Source organism: Gryllotalpicola daejeonensis (assembly GCF_039538145.1).
Classification (GTDB): Bacteria; Actinomycetota; Actinomycetes; order Actinomycetales; family Microbacteriaceae; genus Gryllotalpicola; species Gryllotalpicola daejeonensis.
Genome location: NZ_BAABBV010000001.1, coordinates 2,121,200 through 2,146,243, shown reverse-complemented (window position 1 = coordinate 2,146,243; position 25,044 = coordinate 2,121,200). Strand labels below are relative to the sequence as shown.

Genomic DNA, 25,044 nt, shown 5'->3' with positions numbered 1-25,044 from the left:
ATAGGTAAGTGACCATTGAGAACGTGCGAACGGGCTGGGAGCAGATCGACGACGACGAGTGCCGCCGCGCGACGAGCACCGTCGAGCTGATCGGCCGGCGCTGGAGCAGTGCGATCATGCTGGCCGTCGCCCGCGGCGCGAGCCGGTTCAGCGAGATCCTGGCGTCGGTCGCGGGGCTCTCCGATCGGATGCTCGCACTGCGCCTCAAGGAGCTCGAGCATGCCGGCCTGATCGACCGGGTCGTCGAGCCGACCACGCCGGTGACGGTGAGGTACGTGCTGACCGCCCGCGGTCGTGATCTGCTGGCGGCGCTGCAGCCGCTCGTGACGTACGGGCAGCGCTGGAAGCGGGCAGAATCGACGTATGACTGACACCGAGCTCTCCGCGGCGGAGGTCGCGCGTTACATCGACTTCACCCTGCTCAAGCCTGAGGCGACTCACGCCGACGTGGCGGCGCTGATCGCCGAGGCGATCGAGCTCGGCACCTACTCGGTGTGCGTGTCGCCCTCGATGCTTCCGGTGGAGGTCCCGCTCGAGGCCGACCTCAAGGTCGCGGTGGTCTGCGGGTTCCCGAGCGGCAAGCACAGCTCGACCGTCAAGGCGGTCGAGGCGGCCGAGGCTGTCAAGCACGGCGCCGACGAGATCGACATGGTGATCGACGTGGGTGCCGCGAAGGAGGGGAACTTCGGCTACGTCGAAGCCGACATCGCGGCCGTGCGCGCCGCGGCCCCGCAGCCGACCGTGCTCAAGGTGATCATCGAGTCGGCGGCGCTCACCGATGAGGAGATCAAGGCGGCGTGCACCGCGGCCGTCGCGGCCGGCGCCGATTTCGTGAAGACGTCGACCGGATTCCACCCCTCCGGCGGCGCGACGGAGCACGCCGTCGCGCTGATGCGCGAGACCGTGGGCCCGACGATCGGGGTCAAGGCCTCTGGCGGAGTGCGCACCATCGAGCAGGCGCGCGCGATGATCGCGGCCGGGGCCACGCGCCTCGGTGTCTCGGGCGCGCGGGCGCTGCTCGCGGGCGCGGCGACCACCGGCGAAGCCGGCTACTAGGTCACCTGCGGCGGCGCACGCCGACGGGCGCGACCGCCTTCCGGCGCAGGTGCTCGTAGACCACAGAGGTGCGCACATCGGCGATCTCGGGCCGGCTCGTCAGCTTGTCGATGACGAACGCGTAGAGCGCGTCGTTGTCGGGCACGGCGACGTGAAGGATGAAGTCCTGGTCGCCGGTCGTGACGAACGCGCCGAGCGTCTCGGGCAGGCCGGTCACCCAGTCGCGGAACGCCTCGATCACCTTGCGCGACGGCGGCCTGATGCGCACCGCGACCAGCGCCTGCACCGGCCGCCCGATCTCGGCGAGGTCGAGATCGAGGCTCGCGCCGACGATCACGCCGCGGTCGCGCAGGCTGCGCGTGCGCTCGAGCGCGGTGGTCGGGGCGATGCCGACGGACGCCGCGACGTCGCGATTCGTCGTCCGCGCATCCGCCTGCAGAACCGCCAGGATCGCCGCATCAAGTTCGTCCAGTTCGGCCATGACGGCACTATAGCCGTACGAAGTTCGGCAGGTTTGCACCACATCCGTTGATGTGCCTGGCTTGTGGCATGACCGCCCTCACAATCGGCTTCGACCCCGAGCTGTTCGACCCCACCATCTCGACCAGGCACGCGCACCTCAAGTGGGTGATCGTCGTGGATTCCGCGCTGCCCGCGGGGCGCGCCGTGAACGCCGCGGTGTGCGTCGCCGCCGCGACGCAGGCGCGGGTGACGGGGCTGCTCGGACCGGACGTGACGGATGCCTCGGGCTCGGCCCACCCGGGACTGCCGTGGGCCGGCTGCGCGATCCTCGCGGCCCCAGGCGCGAAGCTCGCCGAACTGCGAGCCAAGGCCGCGGCGCGCGACGACGTCTTCGTCGCCGACATGCCCGCCGTCGCGCAGGCGACGCGCGTCTACGCGGAGTATGCCGACGAGCTCGCCGCGCGCGGCGCCGCCGACCACCAGTACTTCGCGCTGAGCCTGGTCGGGCCGCGCAACCGTGTCGACCGTCTCGTGGGTTCGCTGCCCCTGCTCGCCTGACGCCGCCGCGCGAGCGGGGCAAAATAGTTAACGTGCCCGAAGAATTCCGCCTCCGCTCGATCGCGGTGGCGGCATACGGCCCGTCGACGCTCTTCGGTCTCGCTGAGGGTGCGATCTTCCCCGTCATCGCGCTGAGCGCGATCGAGCGCGGGGCGACGACGTCGGTGGCGGCACTCGTGGCGGCTCTGATCGGCATCGGGTCGATCGCCACGAACATCCCCTCCGGCATCCTCGCGACCCGCATCGGCGAACGGCGCGCGATGCTCGTGGCCGCCGTGATCACGGTGGTCGGGCTCGCGTTCTGCCTCGTCGACCTGCGCGATCACGCGCTGTCGCTGCTCGCCTACGCGTTCGGCGTGCTGCTGATCGGCGCCGCGAGCTCCGTCTACAACCTCGCGCGGCAGTCCTACCTGACCGAGATGGTGCCGCCGCACATGCGAGCTCGGGCGCTGTCGACGCTCGGCGGGACGATGCGCATCGGCGTCTTTCTCGGCCCGTTCATCGGGGCCGCGGCGATGCACTTCTGGGGCCTTGACGGGGCCTACATCGTGGCGCTCGTCGCCATCATCGCGGCGGCCGTGATCGTCTATCGTGTGCCGGATCTCGAGCTCAGCGAGTCGCGGCGCGCGGCGGCGGCCTCCGTCACGACGGTCGGCATCCTCAAGCAGTACTGGCGGCTGTTCGTCACGCTGGGCCTCGGCATCCTGCTGCTGTCGGCCATCAGGCAGACGCGGCAGATAGTGATCCCGCTCTGGGCGGCGCACCTCGGCCTTGAGCCGTCGACGTCGTCGATCATCTACGGCGTGGCGGGTGCGATCGACGCGCTGACCTTCTACCCGGCGGGCAAGGTGATGGATCGCTACGGCCGCCGCTGGGTCGCCGTGCCCTCGACGCTCGTCCTCGGCATCTCGTTCGCCCTCATGCCGCTCACCCACGGGGTCGCGACCCTCGCCCTGGTCGCCATGGTCATGGGGTTCGGCAACGGGATCGGCTCGGGAATCGTGATGACGCTCGGCGCCGACACCTCCCCCGCGATCGGCCGCCCGACGTTCCTCGGCGTCTGGCGCGAGCTCGCGGACGCCGGCGCGGGCATCGGTCCCGTCATCCTCTCCGCCGTCACCGCCCTCGCCGGGCTCGCGCTCGGCATCGAGGTCAGCGCCGTCGTCGGCTTCGCCGCCGCGGCGTCGCTGTGGGCCTGGGTTCCGAAGAACGCGGGCCGGGTGCGCCCGGGCGTCGCAGCAGGGGCGAGGGATGCTTCGGCGGAAGACCCGACCTAGCGGGGCGGGGTGCCCTCCCGGTCGAGCTTGTACACCTCGTCCGAGTGCAGCTTCCAGTGCTCGACCACGTGGTAGCCGGCCGACTCGAGCGCAGGGATCCCGTTCACATCGACCACCCCGGTGCTCGCGAAGTCGGACTCGACGGCGAAGACGGTCGGCGCCGTGAAGCGGTGCTGCGCTGCGGCATCCTCGATCGTCATCAATTCGTCGGACCAGGTCTTCCGCTGCCAGTACGGCGTGACCAGCTGCGGCACCGACACATTGCGGAAATCGCGGGGGTAGAGGCGCCAGGCCGACTGTGGCCGGCGACTCGGCCGGACCACGGTGTCGAACGCCACCTGGTCGCCGGGCAGCGCGTGCGCCGCGACGACCTGGCTGACCTCGGCCCAGTCGCTGGCGTTCTCGGCGTTCGGCCCGCGCTGCGCGAGGTAGGCGGGAACGGCTGCGCCCAGCACGAGCACCAGCGCGGCCACGCCGGCCGGCTTCCAGCTGCGGAAGATCGCGTCGACGGCCAGCGCCATGAGCAGCGCGACGCCCGGCGCGGTGAGGGTCAGATAGCGCGGCGCGTAATGGTGCAGCGTCGGGATCGTGCCGATCAGGAACGCGCTCGCCGGAACGACCCAGAGCAGGGCCACCACCCCGAGACCGAGGTCGAGGCGCGCATCGCGGCGCACGGCGATGACCACGGCGGCAGCCACCAGCAGCGCCCAGCCGATGATCGCCATCAGAGGGTCGTGGAACCACTGTTTCACGACCCAGGTCTCGGCGGGCTCGGGCCGGTGCGCGAGGAACGCGACCTGGTGCCGCTCGAGCACCGCGAGCAGGATCACGGGCGACGCCAGCGCCAGCGCGACGAGCGACGCCCACGCCCAGCGGCGCAGGTGCGCGCGGCGCTCGCCGGCCGAGAGCGCCGCGAGGCATCCGGTCACCAGAATCAGGCTGCCGACATACGGGTTCAGCGCGGTGCCGACGCCGGCCAGCAGCGCGAAGCCTGCCCAGCCGACATGCGCGGAGACGCGGCCGCGCAGGGTCGCGACCGCGCAGACGAGAATCCAGGTCGCGAACGCGGCCGTCCAGGCGTAGCTGCGCGCCTCGATGCCCGCGAAGTTCAGCCGGGGCAGCCCGACCGCGAAGGCCGCGGCGATCAGCGGCAGCCGCCACGAGGACACGAAGAAGCGCGCGAGTAGGACGACGCCCGCGACCATGACACCGGTCGCGATGGCAGAAGGAAGCCGCAGTGCGAAGGCGCTCGCGCCGAACACCGAGACCCACAGGTGCAGGCCGGCGTAATAGACGGCGTGGACCGCGTCAACATGCACGATCTCGTGCAGGAACGACGGCAGCGAGCGCTGCGCGGACAGTGCGGATGCCGCCTCGTCGCCCCAGAGAGACGGGATCCAGGAGCCGAGCGCGGTGATCACCGCGGCGAGCAGGCCCGCGAGGCCGGGCACGGCGACGGTGGGCGTGCGCAGCCATGCGCGCAGGCGGAATTCCTGCGTATGGACGGGGCGCTGCGCCCCCAGCGTCGTGCTCATGGCTCCTATGCGAACAGGCCCGGTCGAAGAATCCGTTAAGGAATTCGACGAATGACCGGTGAATACCCGCTTTGCCGGATGCCGATCAGGAATCGGGCCAGGAATCGATCAGGAATCTGGTCAGGACGCGCGCGCGGGCTTTCCCGCGTTCCACAGCGAGTCGGCGTGCCAGCACCCGACGATGACCTCGTCGGGGTTCTGCCCCCGCCTTTGTGCGAAGTGCGCGGCCAGCTGCTGCAGGCGCACCGTGAGCGGGAACTGCGCGTAGAACGGGTCGGCGAGCGGGCGCTCCTCATCGATGGTCGCCACGTGCACGCCCTCGGCGTGCGCGGCCGCGGCCAGCCGGTCGATCAGCCCATCGGGGTCGGCGCCGGGCTGCAGCGCGATCAGCGTGTCGGCGTCGGTGAGCGGCACCGCGCTGCCGTGCAGCAGCGCCTCGGTGTCATAGGCCTCGGCCAGCACGCGCGCCGCCTCGCGCAGCTTGAGCGCGCCTTCCGCCGCCGTGATGGCCCACGGGCCGGCGCCGACGATCGCGGTCGCGCGCGCCGGCACGCCGATGTGCGCCACCTCGGGCGCATCGATCGCCGCCTGAACGCGGTCTGCCGCATCCAGCAGCGTGAGGGATGCCGGGCGCACGCTCGTCCGCGCGCGCACGGCCTCGATGCCATCGGCCAGCCGCGCGATCGCGGCGAGCGAGCAGAGATAGCTGACGGTGTGCGTGTCAGAGGTCTCAGCGGGGCCGGCGACGATCGCCTCCGGCCAGTCCGCCCCCGCACCGGTGATCGACACGAGTGGGATGCCGGCGGCGAGGGCGTCGAGTCGCGCCCGCATGCTGTACGCCGTCTGGCCTGTGTGGCTGATGACGACGAGGGCGTCGCCGGGGCGCACGGCCGGTTCCCACCTGGCCAGGCTCGCCGACGACATGGCGAGCGCATCGACACCGCGGCGCCGCAGCTGCCAGGCTCCGAGGCGCGCCGCATTCAGGCTCGAGCCTGTGCCGATCAGAACGAGACGCCGAGCGTCGGCGAGAACGGATGCCTGCTCGGGAAACGACGACGCAGCGAGGTCGCGCAGTGCGCGCGCCTGCATCCCGATCGCTCGGGAGAGCCTCGTCTCCATGCCTTCGAGATAAGTCGACCGCAGCGCGCATTCCAACCGATTGCGTGAATCAGGTCGATGAAAGCGACGAAAACGATAGGCGAACAGTGCTCAGTTCGGCGCGGCGCGAGAGCGTCAGAACTCGGTGAGGTTTGCCCGCAGGTTGCCGTCGCCGTACTCGGTGCGCAGCAGCCCGCGCCCCCGCAGCTCGGGCACGAGCTGGTCGAGGAAGCGGTGCACCGTCGTGGGGTGCAGGTCGCCCGAGAAGATGAAGCCGTCGTTATCGGCCACCTCGCCGAACTCCTCGATGTAGTCCGCGATGTCCTCGGCGGTGCCGACCCAGCCGGTGCGGTCGGCGGCGCGGCCCTTCCGAGCGTGCCGCTGCAGCAGCTCGCGCAGCGTGTGGTCCTCGAACGACGAGGCGGCCGCGAGCAGCCCCTTGATCGAGCCGCGCGAGACGTGGTCGCCGAAGATCGCGTCGGGGTCGACCGGGCGATCCCAGTCCAGGCCGGTCAGGTCGGTCTCGAGGTCGCTCGACTGCCCGAGCAGGATCGCGTGCAGCTGCTCATCGGTCGGGTGCTCGCTGGCCGCGACCACGCGGTCGACCTCTTCCCGGCTCGCGACGATCTCGGGCTTGAACACGAAGAGCGTCTTGATCGAGGCCGCCGAGCGCCCGGCATCCGTCGCCGCATCGATCACGCGCTTGCGATAGCCGGCCACCGACGACACGTCCAGCGGCGCGAGCGCGAGCTGGACCTCGGAATTGGTGCCCGCGAACGCGATGCCGCGCGGGCTGCCCCCGGGCGAGACGATGACCGGGTCGCCGTCGTCGAACGGGATCGCATTCAGCGGCCCGGTCACGTCGTAGTAATCGCCCGTGTGCCGGAACGCATCGATCTTCGCCCCGTCGGCGAAGTGCCACGACGCGGTGTCGTTCACGTACGCGCCCTCGCCCCAGCTGTGCCAGAGCTTCTTCACGACCTCGAGCCACTCCGAGGCGCGGTCATAGGCGCCGTCGTGCGACAGCGGCTCGACGCCGAAGTGGCGACTCGACGCGACATCCGTCACGACGTTCATGCCGTACCGGCCGCCGCTGAGGTGATGCAGCGTGGCCGCCTGGCGCGCGGCGAGATAGGGCGGCGTCGCGACCGGGTTGATGGTCGGCGTGAAGCCCAGGTGCCTGGTCGCGTTGAGCAGATAGGGCACGAGCAGCAGCGGGTCGTGCTTGGGGCCGCCGTAGGCCTGGCGGGTGCGCAGATCGATGGTCGAGGGATTCCCGATCGAGAGTGCGTCCTCGAGGATCACGAGGTCGAGGCCGGCCTGCTCGAGCTGCTGCACGGCCTGCACATAGAGCTCTGGGCGGAACCAGTCGTAGCCCCAGTGGTAGTCGGCGCGACCCCACGCCTGCGGCCCGAAGCCGCGCGAGAAGAACCAGCCGAAGTGCTGCAGTCGAGTCATGGTGAGATTCTTGCCGATCAGGCCGAGGCGAGCGCCTGTTCGAGGTCGGCGATGAGGTCTGCGGCATCCTCGATGCCCACCGAAAGCCGGATCGTGCCGGGCTGGATGCCGATCTCCGCGAGTTCCGCGTCGGTCAGGTGGATGTGCGTCGTCGACGCGGGGTGCAGGATCAGCGAGCGCACGTCGCCGAGGTGCGTCATGCGGCTCCAGAGCGTGACCCGGTTGATGAGCGCCCGCGCGGCAGGCAGACCGCCGGCGAGCGTGAAGGCGAACACCGCGCCGTAGCCGCCGCGCAGGTAGCGCTCGGCGTTCGCGTGATGCGGGCTCGATTCGAGGCCGCTGTAGTCGACGGATGCCACGGCCGGGCTCGCCTCGAGCCACCGTGCGATCTCGAGCGCGTTGCCCGACTGCTGGCGCATGCGCAGCGAGAGGGTCTCGATGCCGTGCTGCAGCAGGAAGGCGTTGAACGGCGACAGTGTCGGGCCGAAGCGGCCGGCGAGGCTGCGCGCCTTCTGCGTGAAGGTCTCGTTCGTGACGGTATGGCCGTCGGCGACGGCGCCGCTCAGATATTCGCTGCCGGAGTCGACGATCGCGCCGCCGATCGCCGAGCCGTGGCCGGAGAGGAACTTGCTCGTCGAGTGCACGACGAGGTCGGCGCCGTGGTCGATGGGTCGGACGTGGAAGGGCGTGCCGAGCGTGTTGTCGACGATGACCGGCACGCCGCGCTCGTGGGCGACGCGCGCGACGAGCTCAAGGTCGGGCACGTCGTTGCGCGGGTTCGGGATCGACTCGATGAAGACGGCCTTCGTGTTCGGCTGGAACGCTGCGGCCAGCGCGTCGGCGTCGTTCGGATCCTTCACGAAGGTCGCGGTGATGCCGAAGCGGGCGAAGTCCTCGCGCAGCAGGCCGCGCGTGCCCTCGTAGATCGAGCGGGCGGAGACCACGTGGTCGCCCTGCTGCAGAAGCGTGAGGAACGCGATGGTCAGCGCCGCCTGGCCGCTCGCGACGGCGAGGGCGTCGGTGCCGTGCTCGAGCCCCGCGAGCTTGCGCTCGACGGCGGCGATCGTGGGGTTGCCGTAGCGCGTGTAGTAGTAGCCCTCTGACTCGCCCGCAAAGCGCTCACGCGCCTGGTCGAAGTCGTCGAACAGGAATCCGTTGCTCAGATAGACGGGCGTGATGCGCGCGCCGTGCCCGCCGTCGGGCCGGATGCCCGCGTGCACCTGTTCGGTCGAAAAGCCCCACTCAGTGTTTCCCATGGTGCCTCGATCTTCCCGCTCGCAGTTGAGAGAAGAGCGCTCTGTGTCTTGCGGTTACGGGCACACACAGGCCGCGCTGGTAAGGATCGACGTATGTCTGTCGTGAAGATCAACGCCATCGAGGTGCCAGAGGGCGCCGGTTCAGAGCTCGAGTCGCGATTCGCCGCGCGCAAGCACGCGGTCGACTCGGCGCCCGGGTTCGAGGGATTCCAGCTGCTGCGGCCCGTCTCAGGCGAGAACCGCTACTTCGTGGTGACAACGTGGGCCGACGAGGAGTCGTTCCAGGCCTGGCGCGAGAACGGCGCGGCGGCGGCGCACCAGGGTGCGCGCGAGGGCCAGCCGACCGTCGCGACCGGCGCCTCCCTGCTCGAGTTCGAGGTCGTCGACCTGTAAGCGCCCCTCGCTGTGCCCGTTCGGCGCAATCGTGCCCGCTGCAGCGGCCACACTCGCGCCGAATGGGCACAGTGCCGTGCCGATCGGGCACAAAGCTATGCGGCGGCGGCCGCGATGGGATCCGGAATGTCGGCGTGCGTCTCGCCGTCGATGAGCACCCGCACCGGCGGCGGAGCGACGGCGGCCACACGCTCGCCGAGGATGACCCCGCGCTGGAACACGTTGCCCCGCAGCATGGCCGGCGCATCCGTCAGCGACCCGTCGAGGTCGACGAGCTCGAACGCGAGCGAGATCGCGGCAATGGCATCGGATGCCTGCTCTGCGCTCGCGCCTGCAGGGACATCTGCCTTGAGGTAGACCGCGATCTCGGGTTCGAGTCGGGGGTCCACCCACCCGCTGACGTCGAGCTCGGCGCCGCTTTCGAGCAGGCCCGCCTGGAACAGGCATCCGATCAGCGGTGCATCAATCCCGGCCGCGGCCATCGACGCCGCGCTCGCGACCCCGATCTTCCAGCCGATCGCAGCATCGCCATGCGCGACGATCAGCCCTTCGAACGCGTCGCGCACGTCGGCGCGCGCCCAGACACCCATGCGGTCAGGCTAGCGGCGCGCGACGAAGCAACGGCAGCTCAGAGCGCGAGGGCGAAGTAGGCGCTGTGGGGGTCGTCGGTGTAGTCGGCGAAGGGCGCGCAGCTGACGAATCCGTGCTTCGCATACAGGGCGCGGGCGGGCGCGAAGTAGTCCTCTGTACCGGTCTCGAGCTTGAGCTCGCGGATGCCTCGGCGGCGCGCCTCCGCAAGGATCGCGCCGAGCACCGCGCTCGCGACACCGCGGCCGCGCGCAGCGGCGCTCGTGCGCATCGACTTCAGCTCGCCGAGGGCGTCATCGTGCTGCTTGAGCGCCCCGACGCCGAGCAGCTCGTCGGTCTGTGCGTCGCGGGCCGACCAGAACGTGATGCTCGGGTGGGCGAGCGCGTTCGGGTCGAGCGCGTGCACGCTCTCGGCCGGCGAGGTCGCGTGCATGTCGCGCAGGTGCTCGGCCAGCAACTCGAGCACGTCGACGGCCTTCGGGTCGTCCACCGCGATGATCACCTGCCGATTCTGCTACGCGATGGCGGCGAGACGCGCGAGCTCCTCGGGGTTCAGGGTGAAGTCGAGCGCGCCGAAGTTCTCCTTCTGGTGCTCGGCCGAGCGTGAGCGCGGAATCGGCAGCAGCCCTGACTGGATGTGCCACCGCAGGATCAGCTGGTTGGTCGTCACCCCGTGGTCGGCGGCTACGCGTGCGAACTCGGGGTGCTTGGCCGCCTCGTCCGCGTGCTTCAGCGGGCTGTAGCTCTCGGTGAGGATTCCGCAGAGCGAGTCGGTCTCGCGCGCCGCCCGGTTCTGGTGCAGCAGGTCGACGGGCACCTGGTTGACGGCCGGCGTGACACCGGTGGCCTCGATCACCTCGTCGAGCTGCTTCGCGTCGAAGTTCGAGACGCCGATCGAGCGCACGCGGCCCTGCCGCTGCAACTCGACCAGGGTCTTCCACGCTTCGACATAGAGGCCGTCCTGCGGCTCGGGCCAGTGGATCAGCAGCAGGTCGAGCCGCTCGAGCCCGAGCCGTCCCATCGTCTCGTCGAACGCGGCGAGCACGCGGTCACGCGAGTGGTGCCCGTTGGGCACCTTGCTCGTCACGACCAGCTCGGCCGGGTCGATTCCGGAGCGCCGGATGCCTTCGCCGACGGCATCCTCATTGCCATACGAATACGCCGTGTCGATCAGGCGGTAGCCGATGCCGATGGCCGAGGCGACGGATTCCGCGCCGGCGGAGCCGGTGAGTCCGTAGGTGCCGAGGCCGATCTCGGGGATCGTGGTGGTGTCGTTGAGGTCGTAGGTGGGAGTCGCCGTCGAATCCGAAGTCATGTCTTCACGCTAGGCCGCGAGGCTCGGCGAGCACAGGGGGTCGCGGCGACCGCGCCGCTGCGTGACACTGTCGACATGAGCGATTGGACTCCCGAGGAAGTACGGGCCATCGGCGAGATCGAAGAGGTTCAGGTGGCGCCGCTCGCCGGCGACGGAACTCCGCTTCAGCCCGTCACGATGTGGGCGGTGACCGACGGCAGCGAGGTCTTCGTGCGATCGGCGCACGGCAGATCGGCGCGCTGGTACCGGCGCGTGCGCGAGACGGGGCGCGCGGCGTTCACGGCGGGCGATATCGAGCGCGAGGTCGCGTTCGAAGAGGTGAACGAGATCAAGAACCAGGCGGTGACGGATGCCTACAACGTCAAGTACGCCGCACAGCCGCCGCAGTTCCGGCAGCCGATGGTCGAGGGGCCGTCCGTCGAGGCGACGCTGAAGGTCGTGCCGGTCTAGCGACCGGCCGGTCCGGCGACCCGCGGGTCTAGCCTCGGGCGCCTCCGGGTACCGGGTTCGCGTGAAGATCACCGACACGGGCGACCTGTGGTGGAAGACCGCGGTCGTCTACTGCCTCGACGTGAAGACGTTCCTCGACTGGAACGACGACGGGGTGGGCGACTTCCAGGGGCTTGCCCAGCGCATGGACTATCTCGCGAGCCTCGGTGTCACCTGCCTGTGGCTCATGCCGCTGCACCCGTCGGGCGGTGCTGACGACGGCTACGACCCGACCGACTTCTATGCGGTCGACGAGCGGCTCGGGTCGCTCGGCGACTTCGTCGAGATGGTGCGGGTGGCGCGCGATCGCGGGATTCGCGTGGTGATCGACCTCGTCGTGCAGCACACCTCGAGCAAGCATCCCTGGTTTCAGAAATCGCGCGAGAGCAAGGAGTCGCCGTTCCGCGACTTCTACATCTGGCGCACCGACTGCCCGCCGCAGAGCCCGAGCGAGAGCGCGTTCCCCGGTGACGAAGACGGCGTGTGGGACCGTGACGACGCGACAGGCGAGTACTTCCGGCACCAGTTCTATCGCCGCGAGCCCGACCTCAACCTCACGAACCCGCGGGTGCGCGACGAGATCGCCAAACTCGCGGGGTTCTGGCTCGAGCTCGGCATCTCGGGGTTCCGCGTCGACGCGGTGCCCTTCCTCATCAGCGGCGAGGACCCGAACGCGAGCGCCGGCGAGCTGCACAGCTACCTGCGCGCGCTGCGGGCGTTCCTGTCGCGGCGGCAGGGCGACGCGCTGCTGCTCGGCGAGGTGAACCTCGCCCGCGAGGACCAGGTCGAGTACTTCGGCGGCGACGACGCGGACGAGCTCAACATGCAGTTCGACTTCGTCGGAATGCAGGCGATGTACCTCGCGCTCGCGCGGAAGAACGCCGAGCCGCTGCGCGAGGCGCTGAAGGGCCGGCCGAAGCTCATCTCGGACAGCCAGTGGGCGAATTTCGTGCGCAATCACGACGAGCTGACGCTGGACAAGCTGACGGATGCCGAGCGTGAAGAGGTCTTCGCCGCCTTCGGGCCTGAGGAGCGCATGCAGGCCTATGGCCGCGGGCTGCGCCGACGTCTGCCGCCGATGCTCGACGGCGACCAGCGCCGCATCCGCATGGTCTACAGCCTGCTGTTCGCGCTGCCGGGCACCCCGGTGCTGTTCTACGGCGAAGAGATCGGCATGGGCGAGAACCTCGACGCGCCGGGGCGCATGGCGGTCCGCCCCCCCATGCAGTGGAGCGGCGTCTCGCCGAACGGAGGATTCTCCAATGCGGATGCCGGCCGGCTGATCGCCCCCATGGCGGAGGGCGCCTTCGGGCCGAAGCAGGTCAACGTCGAGGACCAGCGCACCGACCCCGATGCGTTGCTGCCGTTCATCACGCGGCTCACGCACCGCTACCGCGAGTGCCCGGAGCTCGGGTGGGGCGATGCGGCCGTGATCGACCACCCGAACCCCGCCGTGCTGCTCATGATCCACCAGTGGGACGACTCCGGCATGATCACGATCCACAACTTCGGCGATGAGGACCTCGAGCTCGACCTCGACCTCGACTGGGTGCCGCACGGCACCCATCTCGCCGACCTGTTCGACGACCACGACGTCGACCTCGGTGAGGACGGGACCGTCTCGCTACCGCTCGAGGCCTACGGCTTCCGCTGGCTGCGGATCTCGACGCCGGGCGACCGCCGCCTGAAGTAGCCCGCGTGCTCCCGCGCTCGAAGAGCGCGCGGAGCTTCGTCCGGTCCGCTCGTTGAGGAGCACGCGGAGCTTGCGGCCCTTCGAGACGCGCGGCTTCGCCGTGCTCCTCAGGAACCGCGCGCGTCTCGAAACGCGCTGGTCGCCTAGATGTGCAGCCACCAGGTCTGCGCCATGCCGACCCGGTTGAAATGCTGCGCGCGGTAGACGATCGCGCCCTGAGGGGACGTGCTGAGCACCGCGGTTCTGGCGCCGCGCTCGCGAGCGGCCCCGGCGACGCTGTGCAGCAGCGCCGCGCCCAGCCCGCGGCGGCGGAACGGCGGCCACACGTCGAGGTCGAAGATGCCGGCGACGTCGCCGTCGACATATGCCCACGCGTGACCGGCGAGCACGCCGTCGACGCGCACGCCTGCGTAGAACGCGCGGTCGGGTGCGGCATCGGCGAGCTGCAGCAGCTTGTCGTAGCGCTCGTGAGACTTCTCATCGCTGCGGTCGTCGGGGTGCACGCCGACGTGCACGCGGGGGTCTTCGGCGGTGTCGATGTCATCGATGCTCGCGGACATCCACCACGGCGCCCAGCCGCGTTCGAATCCGGCGCCGATCAGCGCTGAGGCATCCGTCTCGTGCGACAGCCAGGCGCCGATCAGCTCGTGCTCTGCGCTGCGTGCCCGCTCGATGCCGCGCTGCAGAGCGTCCGAATCGATCTGCTCGGGGAACATGAGGTTCAGGCCATCGGGGCCGTCGACCCAGGTGAGCGGGCCATCCGTCCAGACCTCGCCCCCGAGATGCTCGGCGCGCGCCGTGAACCAGGCGGTCTGCGCGCGCTCGCAGACCGAGACGATGTTGCGCTGGTCACCCTGTCGGTCGTCCTGCTCGTCCATGGTGGTTCCAGGGTGCCCGCTGGGCGCGCATGCCTCAAGGGCTGACGGCAGAAGGCGGGCGGTGCTAGTGCGCCGCGGCCGTTGTGAAGAGAGCCGATGACGGGAATCGAACCCGCGCTGTCTGCTTGGGAAGCAGAAGTTCTGCCATTGAACTACATCGGCGTCGGCATCCTGAACCGGTTGCCAGTTCACAGCATACGCGAGCCGCTCGGCAGGATTCTCAACCTGTCATACGCGTCAGGCGGCGCCCAGGGCCGCGGCCGCGCTCGTCAGAGCACCCTCGACGATGGCGAAGTACGCCCACTTGCCGCGCTGCTCGCGGGTGACGAGCCCTGCCTCGACCAGGGTCTTCATGTGGTGAGAGACGGTCGGCTGAGACAGGCCGACCGGGTCGGTGAGGTCGCAGATGCAGGCTTCGCCGCCCTCGGCCGCCGCGATCAGTGACAGCAGCCGCAGCCTGGTCGGGTCGCCGAGAGCCTTGAACGTGCGGGCGATGCGCTCGGCCTCGTCGCTCTCGAGGACCCCGCCGATGACCGGCGAGCAGCACGCGGTGGCATCCGAGGTGAGCAGGGGCAGCGGCGAAGGCATGCGAAAAGTCTGTCACACGCATTGACAACCGTCGATGGATTCCCGAAGCTGGTCACATCACATCGAAGAACGTCGATTCGAGGAGTATGCCCGTGACCGACCAGCTGCCCGTCATCGTGATCGGAGCCGGCCCCCAGGGCCTCGCGGCCGCGGCCCATCTGCTCGAACGAGGCATCGAGCCACTGGTGCTGGAGCGGGGCGCGGCGGCCGGCGCTGCAGTCGCCGAGTGGGGGCACGTGAGGCTGTTCTCCGAGTGGCCGGAGCTCATCGATGCGGCATCCCGTCGCCTGCTCGAGAACGCAGGCTGGTCGGAGCCGCGCACCGGCTACCCGACCGGCGCAGAGTGGGTGGCACAGTACCTCGCCCCGCTCGGGGCCGCGCTCGGCGATCGGGTGAAGACCGGCGTCGCGGTGACGGGCGTCGCCCGCTCAGCACGCGACAAGGTGGTCGACTCGGGCCGTGCCGACCAGCCGTTCGAGGTACAGGCGACCGATGCCGACGGGAACGAACTGCGCTTCTACGCCCGCGCCGTGCTCGATGCCTCGGGCACGTGGGGCAGCCCGAACCCGGCCGGCGCCTCCGGCCTGCCGGCGCTGGGCGAGAGGGAAGCGGCGGCGGCAGGGCTCGTCTCCTATCAGGTGCCGGCGTCGGTGTCGCACCTCGCGGGCAAGCACGTCGTCGTGATCGGCAGTGGCCACTCGGCCGCCCACGCCGTGATCCGCCTCGCAGAGCTGGCGCAGGGCGCCGGCGGCACTCGGGTCGAGTGGGCGATCCGCCGCAGCTCTCCCTCCGGGCTTTCGAGCGCCGACGACCAGCTACCGGCACGCGGCGCCCTCGGCGGCCGGGCGCGCGAGGTGGTCGCCGACGGCCTCGTCACCCAGGTGGCGGGCTTCCGCACGGCCGAGCTCCGCCGCACGGGCGACCAGCTGACCGTGATCAGCGACGACGGCCGACAGCTCGACGCCGTCGACCACCTCATCGTCCTCACCGGATTCCGCCCCGACCTGTCGGTCCTGCGCGAGGTGCGCACGGCGATCGACCCGAGCCTCGAGGCCGTCGCGGGCCTCGCGAGCGAGATCGACTCCAACATCCACTCGTGCGGAACCGTGCGCGCGACGGGCGCTCTCGAACTCGCCCAACCCGAGCCGAATCTCTACATCGTCGGCGCGAAGTCGTACGGCCGCGCCCCGACGTTCCTCGCCCTGACCGGCTACGAGCAGGTGCGCAGCGTGGTCGCCGAGCTCGCGGGCGACCACGAGGCAGCGGCGCGCAACGAGCTCATGCTTCCTGACTCGGGCGTCTGCGGCGGCTCAGGCGACCTCGACGGCGGCGCATGCTGCGCGCCCGCGCCGAAGCAGTCGATCGAGCTCGGCGCACGCCCCCTCATTCCGCTCGCCTGATGCCGGGGCGCGCGGCCGGCGCCCCGACGAGCCGCCGGCTCACCGGTGTGCTCGTGGCGCTGTGCGCGACCGTGGTCACCAGCTACGGTGCGCTGTTCTATGCGTTCGCCGTGCTCGCGCCGTCGATCGCCGGCGACACCGGCTGGTCGCAGGTCGCGATCACGACCGCGTTCTCGGTCGCGAGTCTCGCCGGCGCCGCATGCGGCATTCCAGTGGGCCGGATGCTTCAACGCTTCGGCCCGAGGCCGGTGATGGTCTTCGGCAGCGCGCTGGGCGCGGCATCCGTCGCCGTCATGGCGCTCGCCCCCGATTTCGCAATCTTCGCCTGCGCCTGGGCGCTCATCGGCGTCGCTACCGCGGGCCTGTACTACGCGCCCGCCTTCGCCGCGCTCACCGCGTGGTTCGGCGCGCGGCGGGTGCGCGCGATCACGACGCTCACGCTCGCAGGCGGCTTCGCCTCGACGATCTTCGCGCCCTTCACTGCGTTCCTCGACGGCCGCCTCGGGTGGCGCGGGAGCTATCTGGTGCTCGCCGGCATCCTGCTCGTCGTCACGCTGCCCGCTCACGCGATCGCCCTGCGCCTGCCCTGGCAGCCGCAGCAGGCGGTGGCACGCGCGCCCGACCGCGACGTCCTCGGTAGCCCACTCTTCGTGCTGATGGCGAGTGCGGGCACCGTCACGGCGTTCGTCAGCTACGCATCGCTTGTGGCGCTGCCGGTGCTGCTACTGGGCCGCGGAGCCGCCCCGGCACTCGCCGCATGGGCCGTGGGGCTCGCCGGGGCGGGCCAGGTCGGCGGACGGCTCGTGTACCCGTTGCTCGACCACCGGCTGCGACCGCGCACCCGGGCCGCCTTCGTCTTCGGCCTGCTCGCCGCCAGCCTTCTCGCTCAGTCGCTGGTGACCGGCCCCGAGTGGCTGTCCGTCGCGATCGCCGTCGTGGGCGGCGCGGCGCGCGGACTGTTCACGCTGGTGAACGCCACCCTGCCGGCAGAGCTCTGGGGACCGGAGCGGTACCCGGCGATCAGCGGCGTCTACCAAGCACCGCTCGCAGCGGCCGGGGGCCTCGCGCCCGGCGCGGGCGCTGCCATTGCGGCGGTCGCGGGAGGCTACCCGGCGCTCTTCGAGATCCTCGCCGCGCTCGCCGCGGTGGCGGTCGTGATCGCGCTCGCCCCCGGCCGGGCCGTGCCGAGGCCCGTGAGCGCGTCGAACCCGCGGATGACCAGCGACTAGTAGGGCACGGATCTCGTGTGGCGCGGTGCTCGGCCCGCCGGGCGCCGAATATCCGACGCGCTCGTGGGCGCGACCACCGCCGGCGTGCTCACTCCGGCAGCTCGAACTCCGACCAGCCGACCGCGGGTTCACGCCCGTCACGCCGCGTCGAGACGCGCTCGAAGTGATGCCGCTCGAGCGCAATGGGCACCGTCGGCGTCACGACCGCGTCGACCTCCCCGTCGTCGGACAGCGGCACCCTGACCACCCCCGCGCCCTTCCGTGCGGCCGCGACGAGCTTCTTCTCGAGCGTCCTCACGCTCACCCCGGCGCGGAGGTGAAAGCTCAAGTCGCCAAGCCTGAGTGTCACGGTTTCCATAGCCCTCCCTGCGTCACAGCCGGGCTGTACCCGGCGCTTCTCGATCGAACCCGGGGTGGCTGCAGGGGTTGACAACTCGGTGCGCTCGTGCGGCGAGAGGGCGGCCGGTGAGGCATCCGTCGCCCCCGAAATCGTCACCCGCCCGCCGACTGCGCGAACGCGACGAACGCGCGCGCCGCCCGGCTGAGCGAGCGGCTGCGCGGCCACACGACGACCACGTCGACGGGGTCGAGCTTCTGCGCGAACGGCTTCATGGCGACGCGCGTGCCCTCGTGCGTGAGCTCGCTGCGCGGCGGCGTGAGCAGCAGCGTCCAGCCGAGCCCCCGCCCGACCAGCGACCGCACCGTCTCGAAGTTCTGCGAGCGGTACATGATGCGCGGCTCGAACCCCGCGGCACGCGTGATGGATGCCAGATGGTAGGTGCTGAGGGGGGTGTCGAGCAGCACGTACGGCTCGTTCGCCAGCTGCTTCAGGTCGATGGCCTCGGCGTCGCCCCAGGTGCCGTCCGCCGCGACGAGCACGCCGGGCTCACGCTGCGCGATCGCCACCTTGGCGAGCGAGTCGGACAGTGCCAGGTCATAGCTGATGACCACGTCGAGGGTGCCGTCGACCAGCCGGTGCTCGAGGGTCTCCTGCGGTCCTTCGTCGAGCGTCGGCACCGCCCGCGGGTGGCGACGCAGGAACCCGTCGAGCAGCGCGGGGACGAGCGACGGGCCGAGACTCGGGTAGCAGCCGACCGCGACCGCGCCGACCACCTCTCCCCGGCCGCCGATCTCCTCATAGAGGTCGGTCGCCTCGGCCAGGATCCGCCGCGCTGCCGCGACCACGGTGTGCCCCGTCGCGGTGAGCGTCACCCCGTGCGCGCGCCTGCGCACCAGCAGCTCGGCGGCGAAGGCCTTCTCGAGCTGCGACAGCGCCAGCGACACCGCAGTCTGCGAGAGCAGCAGTCGCTCGGCCGCCCCACTGATCGTTCCGGTCTCAGCGACCGTGACGAGCATGCGCAGCTGATGCAGGGTGAACGGCAGTTCAGGACTGGCGACGGATGCCTGCGCAGGCACTGCCCCAGCGGGATTCTTCGGACGCGTCATCGGGTCTCCACGATCTGTTTCCACAGGATAACTGCGGAAGCTCCGCCGGTATCTGTCGTTGTGCGGCACAAGGCCCGGAGCGCACAGTCGACGACGACAAGAAGACGACGCGGTCTTCGGCAGGCATCCCCCAGCTGCTCGTGATCTCCCGCGGCGTCGCGCAACACGACAAGGGAGTCAGTGCCGCCATGCAGCCTCCGGTTCACTTCAGCGAAGAGTACGAGGAATTCGCCGCCTGGGTGCGCGAGTTCGCCACCCCCTATGCAGAGGGGTACAACGCCCGGGCGCACAGCGAGGAGTTCCCGTGGGATCTCGCGAAGGCGATGGGCGAGGCCGGCCTGCTCGGCCTCGGCACCTCAGAGGAGCACGGCGGCCAGGGCCGCATCGGCGAAGAGCTGACCAAGGTCCACCTCGGCATCGCTCACGAAGAGCTCGCCTACGCGGACTTCTACCTGAGCCAGCTCTCGTACACCTCGAACCTCACGGCGCCGCTGCTCGAGCGCTTCCTGCCGCCGGCCCAGGCCGACGAGTGGGTGCCGGGCATCGTGCGCGGCGAGCACGTCGTCGCCCTCGCGCTCACCGAGCCGGGCAGCGGATCGGACGCCGCCGGCATGCGCACCCGTGCCGAGCAGGTCGAGGGCGGCTGGAAGCTCAACGGCGAGAAGACGTCGATCACCTTCGCCCCCCACTCGAAGGCGATCATCGTGTTCGCGAAGACCGCGGGCGGGGTCACCGCGTTCCTCGTGCCGAACGCAGCGGCAGGCGTCTCCGTCCACAAGTTCGACGACCCGGGCTGGAAGCCGCTCGGCCGCGCCGCCGTCTTCCTCGACGACGTGTTCGTGCCGGACGAGCTCGTGATCGGCGGCGTCGGCGACGGCTTCCGCCTCGTCATGAAGGAGTTCGACTACACCCGCTCGGTCATCGGCCTGATGACGACCGGGGTCGCCCGCAAGGCGCTCGACATGACGATCGAGTACGTCAAGATCCGGCAGGCCTTCGGCCAGCCGATCTCGAAGAACCAGGGCGTGAGCTTCCCCATCGCCGAGAACGCCACGAAGCTCGAGGCCGCCCGCTGGCTCACGTATCGCGCGCTGTCGCTGGCCGACGCCGGCCAGAAGTTCTCGAAGGAGGCGGCGATGACGAAGCTGTACGCGACGGATGTCTCACTCCAGACGATCCGCGACTGCATCATCGCCCACGGCCACACCGGGTTCTCAGAGGACCTCGCGCTGCAGGCCATGCTGCGCGACGTCTCGGGCCTCGAGATCGGTGAGGGCACCCCGCAGATCCAGAAGCTCGTGATCGCACGCTCGCTGATCGGGCGGGAGTACGTCTGATGGCCGGGCAGGCTCTCGCGGGCATCCGCATCATCGACCTCACGCAGGCTCTCAGCGGTCCGTTCTGCACCTCGCTGCTCGCCGACCAGGGGGCAGACGTCATCAAGATCGAGTCGCCGCGCGGCGACATGCTGCGCCACACCGGGCCGTTCGGTGACGGCGACGAGAATCCCGCATACGGCGGGGTGTTCGGCAACGCCAACCGCAACAAGCGCAGCGTCGTGCTCGACCTCAAGGTGCCCGAGGCGCGCGACGCGCTGCTCGCGCTGATCGACGACGCCGACGCGCTCGTCGAGAACTTCAGCAACGGGGTCATGGAGAGGCTCGGCCTCGGCTACGACGAGCTGGCTTCCAGGAATCCCCGGCTCGTGTACACGTCCATCCGCGGCTTCGGCGACGCGCGCGGCGGAGTCAGCCCGTATGCGAACTGGCCGGCGTTCGACATCGTCGCGCAGGCCATGGGCGGGCTGATGAGCATCACGGGGCAGGATGCCTCGAGCCGGGTGCGCGTCGGGTCGGGAATCGGCGACACCGTGCCCGCCCTGTTCGCGGCCTTCGGCACGGTGACGGCGCTGCTCGAGGCGAAGAGCTCGGGGAAGGGGCAGTACGTCGACGTCGCGATGGTGGACTCGGTGCTCGCGGTGAGCGAGGTCGTGGTGAACAACTACGCGTACACCGGCGTCTCGCCCGAGCCGATCGGCAACCAGCTGCGCGGCTTCGCGCCGTTCGACGTTGTGCCCGCGAAGGACGGCGAGGTGACGCTCGGGGCCCCGCACAACCCGCAGTGGGCGAAGCTGTGCGCCGTCATGGAGCGCCCCGACCTCGTCACCGACCCGCGCTTCGACACCGACCACAAGCGCTGGGTGAACCGCGAGCCGCTGTACGAGATCGTCACCGCGTGGACCTCGAGCCACACGGTCGCCGAGCTCGTCGAGCTGCTCGGCGGGAAGGTGCCGCTCGGGCCGATCCTCGACGCGGCCGACATCTTCGCCGACCCGCACTACGCGGCCCGCAACATGCTGCCGCAGCTGCCGGTGCCGGGCACCGATCGCGAGATCGCGGTCACCGGCGTCGTTCCCAAGCTCTCGCGCACGCCCGGCGAGGTGCGCCACCGCGCACCGCTGCTCGGCGAGCACACCGTCGAGGTGCTGCGCTCAGCCGGCCTCAACAACGCCGCACTCGCCGCCCTCCAGACCGCTGGCGGCACCGTCATCGAAGGAGTCCTGTCGTGAAGATCACGCGCGTCGAAACCATCCCCGTCTCCACCCCGCTGGTGAAGCCGTTCCTCATGCCGGGGACGAAGATCACGCACATCCACTCGGTGGTCGTGAAGATCTACACCGATGAGGGCATTGTCGGTGTCGCCGACGGCGGCGACACCTCGACCTGGTACCGGGGCGAGACGCAGGACTCGATCCAGGGGATCATCACCGACACGATCGCTCCGCTCTTCCTCATCGGGCAGGACCCGTTCGCGATCGAGAAGATCGTCGGCCAGATGGACCGCTTCGTGCGTGAGAACAACCAGGCAAAGGCCGCGGTCGACTTCGCGCTGCACGACCTCAAGGGCAAGGCGCTCGGCGTTCCGGTCTACGAGCTGCTCGGCGGTCGCACCACCGAGTACTCGCGCCAGGGCTGGGTCGCCTCGGCGGGCGGCACCGAGCAGACGGTGCAGGCCGCCGTCGACGCGGTCGCCAACGGCTTCGAGCTCGTGAAGCTCAAGGCCGGTGACGACATCGACGAGGTCGTGCGCAACGTCGCCGCCGTGCGCGAGGCGGTCGGCGACGACGTGCGCCTCACGATGGACGTGAACGGATTCTGGAACTACGACCAGGCCTACAAGGCGCTGCGCAAGCTCGAGCCGTACCACCTCGAGTGCGTCGAGCAGCCGCTGCCCTACTGGGACATCGAAGGCCTCGCCCGCCTGCGCGGCAAGATCGGCACGCCGGTCTACGCCGACGAGTCGGCGCAGGAGCTGCACCACCTGAAGGAGATCATCGACCGCCGCGCGGCCGACGGCCTGTTCATCAAGATGCAGAAGGCGGGCGGCCTGCTCAAGGCGCAGCGCTGGCTGACGCTCGCGCGTCTCGCGGATCTGCCCGTGATGAGCGGATGCATGATCGGGTCGGGCCTCGAGGCCTCGCCTTCCGCCCACCTGATGGTCGCCGACCAGTGGGCGTCGCAGTTCACGCACGAGAACCTCGGCCCGCTCATCATCAACTCGCAGTGGGAGAACGACGAGCAGCGCATCACCGAGGACATCGCGACGCAGGTGCCGATCTTCAAGGACGGCAAGCTCTACCCCAACGAGGGCCCTGGCTTCGGCATCGACCTCAACGAGCAGTTCATCAATGCGCACCTCACGCCGGGCAAGCGCGCCACGGCCGCTGCGCTCGAGCCCGTGGCTGTGGTGGCCTGATGGGCGCCGGCACCGGGGTCGGACCCCTCACGGGCATCCGTGTCGTCGAACTCGGCGGGCTCGGCCCAGGCCCGTTCGCCTGCATGCTGCTCGCCGACCTCGGTGCCGACGTGGTGCGCATCGACCGCTCGGGCGCGGGCTTCGAGATGCCCGTGCCGCCCGAGCTCGACACCCTGCAGCGCGGGAAGTCGCGCGTCTCGGTCGACCTCAAGTCGCCGGAGGGGCTCGACTCGGTGCTCGCCCTGGTCGACCGGGCGGATGTTCTGGTCGATCCGTACCGCCCGGGCGCCGCCGAGCGACTCGGCCTCGGCCCGGACGAGCTGCTCGCCCGCAACCCGCGCCTCGTCTACGGCCGGATGACCGGCTGGGGGCAGACCGGCCCGCTCGCGCAGCGCGCCGGCCACGACCCGAACTACCTCTCGGCAACGGGTGCCCTGCACGCCATCGGGCGCGCGGGCGGCCCGCCGCAGCTGCCGCTCTCGCTCGTCGGCGACTTCGGCGGCGGGGCGATGTACCTGGTCGCCGGCATCCTCGCCGCCCTCGTAGAGCGCGCGACGTCGGAGCGCGGGCAGGTCGTTGACGCTGCCATCGTCGACGGCGTGGCGCATCTGATGGCGAATCCGTATTCGCTGCTCGCCGGCGGCGCATGGAACGACCAGCGCGGAACCAACCTGATCGACTCGGGCGCCCCCTTCGTCGACGTCTACGAGACGGCCGACGGCCGCTATGTGTCGGTCGCGGCGCTCGAGCCGGCCTTCTACGCGCAGCTCGTCGACGGCCTCGGCCTCGCCGCCGCCGGCCTGCCCGGCCAGTGGTCGAAGGACGAGTGGCCGGCGCTGCGCGCGGCGTTCGCCGCAGCGTTCGCGTCGCGCACGCGTGACGAGTGGGCCGAGATCTTCGAGGGCACGGATGCCTGCGTGGCTCCGGTGCTCTCGATGACGGAGGCGCCCCACGGCGAGCACCTCGCCGCCAGGGGCACCTTCATCGAGCGCGACGGGCGGCCGGAGCCTGCCCCCGCCCCGCGCTTCGCTCGCACCCCGACGGGGGTGCCCGCCTCCCCAGAGAGCCCGGGGCACAGCTCCGTGCCCGAACTGCTCGAGCGGTGGGGTGCCTCTGCCCCGCTGCCCGCCTGAGCGCCACCCCCTTCCGCAAAATCGACCGTCGACACCGTCGTCGACTTCCTCGAAAGGACCACCCCAATGGTCTCCACTCCCGCCGTCACGGCGCCGGCCACGGGCCGCGAACGCTCGCTGTTCGCCTTCCTCGGCACCGGCCAGGTCCGCCGCGCCGCCCTCTCGGGCTACCTCGGCTCGACCATCGAGTTCTACGACTTCATCCTCTACGCGACCGCGTCATCGGTCGTGTTCGGGCCGCTGTTCTTCTCGGGGCTCAACCCGCTGATGCAGACGGTCGCCTCCTACGGCACCTTCGCGACCGGCTATCTCTCGCGGCCGATCGGCGGCATCGTCTTCGGCCACTTCGGCGACCGCGTCGGCCGCAAGCGGATGCTGTTGATCTCGATGTCGGTGATGGGCGTCGCGTCGACGCTGGTCGGCCTCGTGCCCTCGGTGCCGACGCTCGGTGCCGTCTGCCTGATCCTGCTGCGCCTCATCCAGGGCATCGCGATCGGCGGCGAGTGGGGCGGCTCTGCGCTGCTCGCCCTCGAGCACTCCGGCGGCCGGAAGCGCGGCCTGGCTGCATCCTTCGCGAACGCCGGCGGGCCGTCTGGGGCCTTCCTCGGCACCGCGGCGCTGGCCCTGTTCGCGCTGCTGCCGCACGAGCAGTTCGTGGCGTGGGGCTGGCGCGTTCCGTTCCTGCTCTCTGCCGTGCTGCTGATCATCGGCCTCTATGTGCGCATGACGGTGCAGGAGTCGCCGATGTTCGAGAAGGCCGTCGAGCTCGACAAGAGCGAGCGCGCCAAGCGCTCCATCCCGCTGCTCGAGGTGCTGAAGCGGCCGCGGGCCCTGATCGTCGGCGCGTTCAGCGGCATGGGCTCTTTCGTGATCCAGGGCCTGTTCTCGACGCTCGCCCTGACCTACGCCGTGCAGCACGGCGTCAGTCAGTCCGTCGGGCTCTGGGGATTCGCCGCCTCACAGGCCGCCGCCGCGATCACGATCCCCATCTGGGCCTCCCTGTCCGACCGCCTGGGCCGCCGCCCCGTCATGATCTTCGGCCTGCTGGCGCTCGCCGCGGTCGCGTTCCCGCTGTGGTCGATGTTCGGCTCGGGCAGCAACGGCCAGGTCATCGCGGCCTTCCTCATCGCTCTGCCGCTGCTGCAGAGCGCGACCTTCGGCCCGCTGGCCGCCTTCGTCTCCGAGACCTTCGCGACCAGCTCGCGCTACACCGGTGCCTCGCTCGGCTACCAGTTCGCGAGCCTGCTCGGCGCCGGATTCACCCCGGTCATCGCAGCGTCGCTGCTGGCGGCCGGGCACGGGAACCCGGCCGGGGTGCTCTGGTACCTGATCGGCATGTGCGTCGTCAGTGCCCTGGTGCTGCTGCTCTTCGCCCGCGAGAGCAAAGACCTGGACATCACGGACTGAGCACGGACAGACGGATTCGGAAGAGACGG

26 protein-coding genes and 1 tRNA gene are annotated in these 25,044 nt (G+C 70.4%); 14 read left to right on the top strand and 13 right to left on the bottom strand.

Annotation, left to right across the window (positions count from 1 at the left end; translation table 11 throughout):
• Nucleotides 1-8 precede the first annotated feature (8 nt).
• Together ABD736_RS10445 and deoC are read left to right on the top strand one after the other, a co-directional pair.
• Nucleotides 9-371: a winged helix-turn-helix transcriptional regulator gene (locus ABD736_RS10445; protein ID WP_344791703.1), complete on the top strand. Its 363-nt coding sequence runs from the start codon at nt 9-11 to the stop codon at nt 369-371.
• A complete protein-coding gene (deoC, locus tag ABD736_RS10440) occupies nt 364-1,056 on the top strand; it encodes a deoxyribose-phosphate aldolase (RefSeq protein WP_344791702.1) in 693 nt (230 codons plus the stop codon). Before ABD736_RS10445 ends, deoC begins: the two co-directional genes overlap by 8 nt.
• 1 nt (nt 1,057) lies before the next feature.
• Here the strand turns inward: deoC and ABD736_RS10435 are convergent, their stop codons facing one another.
• On the bottom strand, nt 1,058-1,537 hold the full coding sequence (locus ABD736_RS10435; protein WP_344791701.1) for an Lrp/AsnC family transcriptional regulator: 480 nt from the start codon (nt 1,535-1,537) through the stop codon (nt 1,058-1,060).
• 68 nt (nt 1,538-1,605) lie between these two features.
• Between ABD736_RS10435 and ABD736_RS10430 the strand changes: the two genes are divergently transcribed.
• The gene (locus ABD736_RS10430; RefSeq protein ID WP_344791700.1) at nt 1,606-2,076 is read left to right on the top strand and encodes a DUF2000 domain-containing protein; all 471 of its coding nucleotides are present in this window, start codon (nt 1,606-1,608) and stop codon (nt 2,074-2,076) included.
• 32 nt (nt 2,077-2,108) lie between these two features.
• On the top strand, nt 2,109-3,353 hold the full coding sequence (locus ABD736_RS10425; RefSeq protein WP_344791699.1) for an MFS transporter: 1,245 nt from the start codon (nt 2,109-2,111) through the stop codon (nt 3,351-3,353).
• On the opposite strand, the gene ABD736_RS10420 is transcribed toward ABD736_RS10425, so the two are convergent.
• The 4 genes from ABD736_RS10420 to ABD736_RS10405 form a co-directional block, all read right to left on the bottom strand.
• Nucleotides 3,350-4,888 carry a glycosyltransferase family 39 protein gene (locus tag ABD736_RS10420; protein ID WP_344791698.1) on the bottom strand — a complete coding sequence of 513 codons (1,539 nt, stop codon included), beginning with the start codon at nt 4,886-4,888 and terminating at the stop codon, nt 3,350-3,352. The two genes, ABD736_RS10425 and ABD736_RS10420, sit on opposite strands and share 4 nt — an antisense overlap.
• A gap of 120 nt (nt 4,889-5,008) precedes the next feature.
• Nucleotides 5,009-6,007: an SIS domain-containing protein gene (locus ABD736_RS10415; RefSeq protein WP_344791697.1), complete on the bottom strand. Its 999-nt coding sequence runs from the start codon at nt 6,005-6,007 to the stop codon at nt 5,009-5,011.
• A 114-nt stretch (nt 6,008-6,121) separates the two neighbouring features.
• The gene (locus ABD736_RS10410) at nt 6,122-7,444 is read right to left on the bottom strand and encodes an LLM class flavin-dependent oxidoreductase (RefSeq protein WP_344791696.1); all 1,323 of its coding nucleotides are present in this window, start codon (nt 7,442-7,444) and stop codon (nt 6,122-6,124) included.
• A 17-nt stretch (nt 7,445-7,461) separates the two neighbouring features.
• Nucleotides 7,462-8,700 carry an O-acetylhomoserine aminocarboxypropyltransferase/cysteine synthase family protein gene (locus tag ABD736_RS10405; RefSeq protein ID WP_344791695.1) on the bottom strand — a complete coding sequence of 413 codons (1,239 nt, stop codon included), beginning with the start codon at nt 8,698-8,700 and terminating at the stop codon, nt 7,462-7,464.
• Between the two features lie 93 nt (nt 8,701-8,793).
• On the opposite strand from ABD736_RS10405, the gene ABD736_RS10400 reads away from it, so the two are divergent.
• Complete coding sequence (locus tag ABD736_RS10400) at nt 8,794-9,093, top strand: antibiotic biosynthesis monooxygenase family protein (RefSeq protein ID WP_344791694.1); 300 nt, start codon at nt 8,794-8,796, stop codon at nt 9,091-9,093.
• Between the two features lie 95 nt (nt 9,094-9,188).
• On the opposite strand, the gene ABD736_RS10395 is transcribed toward ABD736_RS10400, so the two are convergent.
• The 3 genes from ABD736_RS10395 to ABD736_RS10385 are packed head-to-tail and all read right to left on the bottom strand — an operon-like array spanning nt 9,189 to nt 10,996.
• Nucleotides 9,189-9,683, bottom strand: coding sequence for a hypothetical protein (locus ABD736_RS10395; protein WP_344791693.1), 495 nt, complete (start codon nt 9,681-9,683; stop codon nt 9,189-9,191).
• Nucleotides 9,684-9,721: 38 nt separating this feature from the next.
• Nucleotides 9,722-10,183, bottom strand: a complete 462-nt coding sequence (locus ABD736_RS10390) for a GNAT family N-acetyltransferase (protein WP_344791692.1) — start codon at nt 10,181-10,183, stop codon at nt 9,722-9,724.
• A 12-nt stretch (nt 10,184-10,195) separates the two neighbouring features.
• Entirely contained in the window at nt 10,196-10,996 is an 801-nt protein-coding gene (locus tag ABD736_RS10385; RefSeq protein WP_344791691.1) for an aldo/keto reductase, read from the bottom strand.
• A 75-nt stretch (nt 10,997-11,071) separates the two neighbouring features.
• On the opposite strand from ABD736_RS10385, the gene ABD736_RS10380 reads away from it, so the two are divergent.
• On the top strand, nt 11,072-11,446 hold the full coding sequence (locus tag ABD736_RS10380; RefSeq protein ID WP_344791690.1) for a DUF2255 family protein: 375 nt from the start codon (nt 11,072-11,074) through the stop codon (nt 11,444-11,446).
• 61 nt (nt 11,447-11,507) lie between these two features.
• On the top strand, nt 11,508-13,178 hold the full coding sequence (locus ABD736_RS10375) for an alpha-amylase family protein (RefSeq protein ID WP_344791689.1): 1,671 nt from the start codon (nt 11,508-11,510) through the stop codon (nt 13,176-13,178).
• A gap of 143 nt (nt 13,179-13,321) precedes the next feature.
• Here the strand turns inward: ABD736_RS10375 and ABD736_RS10370 are convergent, their stop codons facing one another.
• From ABD736_RS10370 to ABD736_RS10360, 3 genes are all read right to left on the bottom strand, one after another.
• Nucleotides 13,322-14,056 (bottom strand): GNAT family N-acetyltransferase, encoded by a 735-nt coding sequence (locus ABD736_RS10370; RefSeq protein ID WP_344791688.1) that lies wholly within the window; start codon nt 14,054-14,056, stop codon nt 13,322-13,324.
• Nucleotides 14,057-14,147: 91 nt separating this feature from the next.
• Nucleotides 14,148-14,218, bottom strand: a tRNA-Gly gene (locus ABD736_RS10365).
• 75 nt (nt 14,219-14,293) lie between these two features.
• The gene (locus ABD736_RS10360; RefSeq protein WP_344791687.1) at nt 14,294-14,644 is read right to left on the bottom strand and encodes an ArsR/SmtB family transcription factor; all 351 of its coding nucleotides are present in this window, start codon (nt 14,642-14,644) and stop codon (nt 14,294-14,296) included.
• Nucleotides 14,645-14,736: 92 nt separating this feature from the next.
• On the opposite strand from ABD736_RS10360, the gene ABD736_RS10355 reads away from it, so the two are divergent.
• On the top strand, nt 14,737-16,044 hold the full coding sequence (locus ABD736_RS10355; protein WP_344791686.1) for an NAD(P)-binding domain-containing protein: 1,308 nt from the start codon (nt 14,737-14,739) through the stop codon (nt 16,042-16,044).
• A complete protein-coding gene (locus ABD736_RS10350; RefSeq protein ID WP_344791685.1) occupies nt 16,044-17,273 on the top strand; it encodes an MFS transporter in 1,230 nt (409 codons plus the stop codon). Before ABD736_RS10355 ends, ABD736_RS10350 begins: the two co-directional genes overlap by 1 nt.
• An 88-nt stretch (nt 17,274-17,361) precedes the next feature.
• On the opposite strand, the gene ABD736_RS10345 is transcribed toward ABD736_RS10350, so the two are convergent.
• Both ABD736_RS10345 and ABD736_RS10340 read right to left on the bottom strand, forming a co-directional pair.
• Nucleotides 17,362-17,601 carry a hypothetical protein gene (locus tag ABD736_RS10345; protein WP_344791684.1) on the bottom strand — a complete coding sequence of 80 codons (240 nt, stop codon included), beginning with the start codon at nt 17,599-17,601 and terminating at the stop codon, nt 17,362-17,364.
• Between the two features lie 164 nt (nt 17,602-17,765).
• A complete protein-coding gene (locus ABD736_RS10340) occupies nt 17,766-18,719 on the bottom strand; it encodes a LysR substrate-binding domain-containing protein (RefSeq protein ID WP_344791683.1) in 954 nt (317 codons plus the stop codon).
• Between the two features lie 188 nt (nt 18,720-18,907).
• Between ABD736_RS10340 and ABD736_RS10335 the strand changes: the two genes are divergently transcribed.
• The 5 genes from ABD736_RS10335 to ABD736_RS10315 all read left to right on the top strand — a co-directional run bounded on the left by ABD736_RS10335 (nt 18,908) and on the right by ABD736_RS10315 (nt 25,015).
• The gene (locus ABD736_RS10335; protein WP_344791682.1) at nt 18,908-20,056 is read left to right on the top strand and encodes an acyl-CoA dehydrogenase family protein; all 1,149 of its coding nucleotides are present in this window, start codon (nt 18,908-18,910) and stop codon (nt 20,054-20,056) included.
• Nucleotides 20,056-21,288 carry a CaiB/BaiF CoA transferase family protein gene (locus tag ABD736_RS10330; RefSeq protein ID WP_344791681.1) on the top strand — a complete coding sequence of 411 codons (1,233 nt, stop codon included), beginning with the start codon at nt 20,056-20,058 and terminating at the stop codon, nt 21,286-21,288. Before ABD736_RS10335 ends, ABD736_RS10330 begins: the two co-directional genes overlap by 1 nt.
• Nucleotides 21,285-22,475, top strand: coding sequence for a mandelate racemase/muconate lactonizing enzyme family protein (locus ABD736_RS10325; RefSeq protein ID WP_344791680.1), 1,191 nt, complete (start codon nt 21,285-21,287; stop codon nt 22,473-22,475). Before ABD736_RS10330 ends, ABD736_RS10325 begins: the two co-directional genes overlap by 4 nt.
• Complete coding sequence (locus ABD736_RS10320) at nt 22,475-23,608, top strand: CaiB/BaiF CoA transferase family protein (protein ID WP_344791679.1); 1,134 nt, start codon at nt 22,475-22,477, stop codon at nt 23,606-23,608. The genes ABD736_RS10325 and ABD736_RS10320 overlap by 1 nt, the downstream gene beginning before the upstream one ends.
• Nucleotides 23,609-23,674: 66 nt before the next feature.
• Complete coding sequence (locus tag ABD736_RS10315; protein WP_344791678.1) at nt 23,675-25,015, top strand: MFS transporter; 1,341 nt, start codon at nt 23,675-23,677, stop codon at nt 25,013-25,015.
• Nucleotides 25,016-25,044: the final 29 nt, after the last annotated feature.

Bases quoted from the DNA above. Each gene is read 5' to 3' on its own strand.
- deoC (WP_344791702.1), top strand. From the start codon at position 364: ATGACTGACACCGAGCTCTCCGCGGCGGAGGTCGCGCGTTACATCGAC.
- ABD736_RS10435 (WP_344791701.1), bottom strand. From the start codon at position 1,537: ATGGCCGAACTGGACGAACTTGATGCGGCGATCCTGGCGGTTCTGCAG.
- ABD736_RS10430 (WP_344791700.1), top strand. From the start codon at position 1,606: ATGACCGCCCTCACAATCGGCTTCGACCCCGAGCTGTTCGACCCCACC.
- ABD736_RS10420 (WP_344791698.1), bottom strand. From the start codon at position 4,888: ATGAGCACGACGCTGGGGGCGCAGCGCCCCGTCCATACGCAGGAATTC.
- ABD736_RS10415 (WP_344791697.1), bottom strand. From the start codon at position 6,007: ATGGAGACGAGGCTCTCCCGAGCGATCGGGATGCAGGCGCGCGCACTG.
- ABD736_RS10410 (WP_344791696.1), bottom strand. From the start codon at position 7,444: ATGACTCGACTGCAGCACTTCGGCTGGTTCTTCTCGCGCGGCTTCGGG.
- ABD736_RS10405 (WP_344791695.1), bottom strand. From the start codon at position 8,700: ATGGGAAACACTGAGTGGGGCTTTTCGACCGAACAGGTGCACGCGGGC.
- ABD736_RS10400 (WP_344791694.1), top strand. From the start codon at position 8,794: ATGTCTGTCGTGAAGATCAACGCCATCGAGGTGCCAGAGGGCGCCGGT.
- ABD736_RS10395 (WP_344791693.1), bottom strand. From the start codon at position 9,683: ATGGGTGTCTGGGCGCGCGCCGACGTGCGCGACGCGTTCGAAGGGCTG.
- ABD736_RS10385 (WP_344791691.1), bottom strand. From the start codon at position 10,996: ATGACTTCGGATTCGACGGCGACTCCCACCTACGACCTCAACGACACC.
- ABD736_RS10380 (WP_344791690.1), top strand. From the start codon at position 11,072: ATGAGCGATTGGACTCCCGAGGAAGTACGGGCCATCGGCGAGATCGAA.
- ABD736_RS10370 (WP_344791688.1), bottom strand. From the start codon at position 14,056: ATGGACGAGCAGGACGACCGACAGGGTGACCAGCGCAACATCGTCTCG.
- ABD736_RS10360 (WP_344791687.1), bottom strand. From the start codon at position 14,644: ATGCCTTCGCCGCTGCCCCTGCTCACCTCGGATGCCACCGCGTGCTGC.
- ABD736_RS10350 (WP_344791685.1), top strand. From the start codon at position 16,044: ATGCCGGGGCGCGCGGCCGGCGCCCCGACGAGCCGCCGGCTCACCGGT.
- ABD736_RS10340 (WP_344791683.1), bottom strand. From the start codon at position 18,719: ATGACGCGTCCGAAGAATCCCGCTGGGGCAGTGCCTGCGCAGGCATCC.
- ABD736_RS10335 (WP_344791682.1), top strand. From the start codon at position 18,908: ATGCAGCCTCCGGTTCACTTCAGCGAAGAGTACGAGGAATTCGCCGCC.
- ABD736_RS10330 (WP_344791681.1), top strand. From the start codon at position 20,056: ATGGCCGGGCAGGCTCTCGCGGGCATCCGCATCATCGACCTCACGCAG.
- ABD736_RS10320 (WP_344791679.1), top strand. From the start codon at position 22,475: ATGGGCGCCGGCACCGGGGTCGGACCCCTCACGGGCATCCGTGTCGTC.
- ABD736_RS10315 (WP_344791678.1), top strand. From the start codon at position 23,675: ATGGTCTCCACTCCCGCCGTCACGGCGCCGGCCACGGGCCGCGAACGC.